2 protein-coding genes are annotated in these 1,541 nt (G+C 35.7%); both read right to left on the bottom strand.

Features of this window, described 5'->3' with window-relative positions; all coding sequences use genetic code 11:
• Positions 1–80: 80 nt before the first annotated feature.
• Positions 81–644 (bottom strand): GNAT family N-acetyltransferase, encoded by a 564-nt coding sequence (locus tag CP368_RS09895; protein WP_098044414.1) that lies wholly within the window; start codon positions 642–644, stop codon positions 81–83.
• A 316-nt stretch (positions 645–960) separates the two neighbouring features.
• Positions 961–1,257, bottom strand: coding sequence for a hypothetical protein (locus CP368_RS10935; protein WP_233185888.1), 297 nt, complete (start codon positions 1,255–1,257; stop codon positions 961–963).
• Between the last annotated feature and the right edge of the window lie 284 nt (positions 1,258–1,541).

Raw genomic sequence — 1,541 nt, forward strand, 5'->3', positions numbered from 1 at the left:
AATGATCTAAAAGCTTAAACTATCAATTTGTCAATGTCTTAACTTAATGACATTGAGCTCATAGCTGGCAGTATTTTTTATTATATGCGTTTAATCATGTGATCGTATGTCCGATCCCCAATTGTCATTGTCTTTTCAGTTTGATAGCCCTTGTGCTCATATAATCGTTGCGCACGTGGATTTTCTTGATCAACATTTAAACTCAAAATATGATAGCCCTGCTTAGCCGCAACTTTTTCAGCTTCATCAAGCAAGTGACTAGCAATCTTTTCTCCCCAATGATCAGGATCAACCGCTAAGGCATCAATATACCATTCATGTGGCCAAGCTTCTTGATCTGAAAAGATCACCGTTGAGATTGGCAAGCCTGCTTTTGCATAATCATGACGCAAGACTATATCAATAATCTTTTGATCCTTGTATGGGTACATATCAAGAATACCGACTACTTTACCCGCTTTCTCACTTACCCAGATACGGCGGTATGAGTAGCGGTAATCCTCTGAGATAAAACCTAATTTCATCAAACTATAAAATTGATCCTCTGGTAACTTTTCAATCGTCTCCATCTGCATTTCATCAAAAATCTGCTTCAAAATTGGATATACAAATGGAAAATCTGTTTTTCTCGCTCTTCTAATCATTATTCTTCCCTTTCATGCTTTTTACTATAAGTATAAGCCACATTTTCGTTAAAACAAAAACTATCATTTTTGAAACTTATATGGTGTATTATAAGTAGATAAAGTAAGTGCTTACTTTAATATAAATTTTAGAAATAAGGTGTTGTTGTGATATCAAATACTGAAATTGATTGGATTTCCTTCAATGAAAATATAAAATACCACACATCTAAAGACACCCATCAAGCCAGGAGTCATGCGTAAAAGGCGTTTGATTCGTGGCTTGGATACAAAAAGACGAGGATTACAATTGTAGTCCTCGCTTTTGGTTTTAATCTTATTTTCCAAATAAATCCGCATAAATTTTATCAGCGCTATTACTCAAATCGCCATACCGACTGCTATCTGTACTTTGCAAAATCACTGCATTTTGCCCATCTTTAGAAATGTGTAAAAAGTTGCAATAGCCATAACCATTACCGTTAGATTCGTAATGGTTATTTTTAGTGTACAGACCCCCGCGGTAATGTGAAGTATTATTTCCAGGAGCGTAAATGATGTCTTTATTTTGCGAAGATAGCAGCTTGCCATTTAGTAAATCTAAACTTACCTTATACAAATCATCATTCGACATGGCAACACTGCCCGCATAATCATTCCTGCCGTTAATTTCTTTTGCACGGAATTAATTAAATAAGCGGAATTCGCGTTGCCTACCGTTGTATACTGCCATATTCGTTGTTTATTTTTATATATCGTCAGATTACCCTTAAGACCGGCATTATCCAGCAGCTTTTTGTATTCTTGCACTTTTTCTGATTGCAGTGCAGATTGTTGATTGGGAGTAATGAATCTAGTTTTAATGCTAATTTCCCAGGATTTTACAACTCAAACCATACGGCTGACAGATTTTCTGCC

It is taken from the genome of Lactobacillus sp. UMNPBX17, assembly GCF_002553735.1.
In the GTDB taxonomy this organism is placed as follows: domain Bacteria; phylum Bacillota; class Bacilli; order Lactobacillales; family Lactobacillaceae; genus Lactobacillus; species Lactobacillus gallinarum.

Bases quoted from the DNA above. Each gene is read 5' to 3' on its own strand.
- CP368_RS10935 (WP_233185888.1), bottom strand. From the start codon at position 1,257: ATGTCGAATGATGATTTGTATAAGGTAAGTTTAGATTTACTAAATGGC.
- CP368_RS09895 (WP_098044414.1), bottom strand. From the start codon at position 644: ATGATTAGAAGAGCGAGAAAAACAGATTTTCCATTTGTATATCCAATT.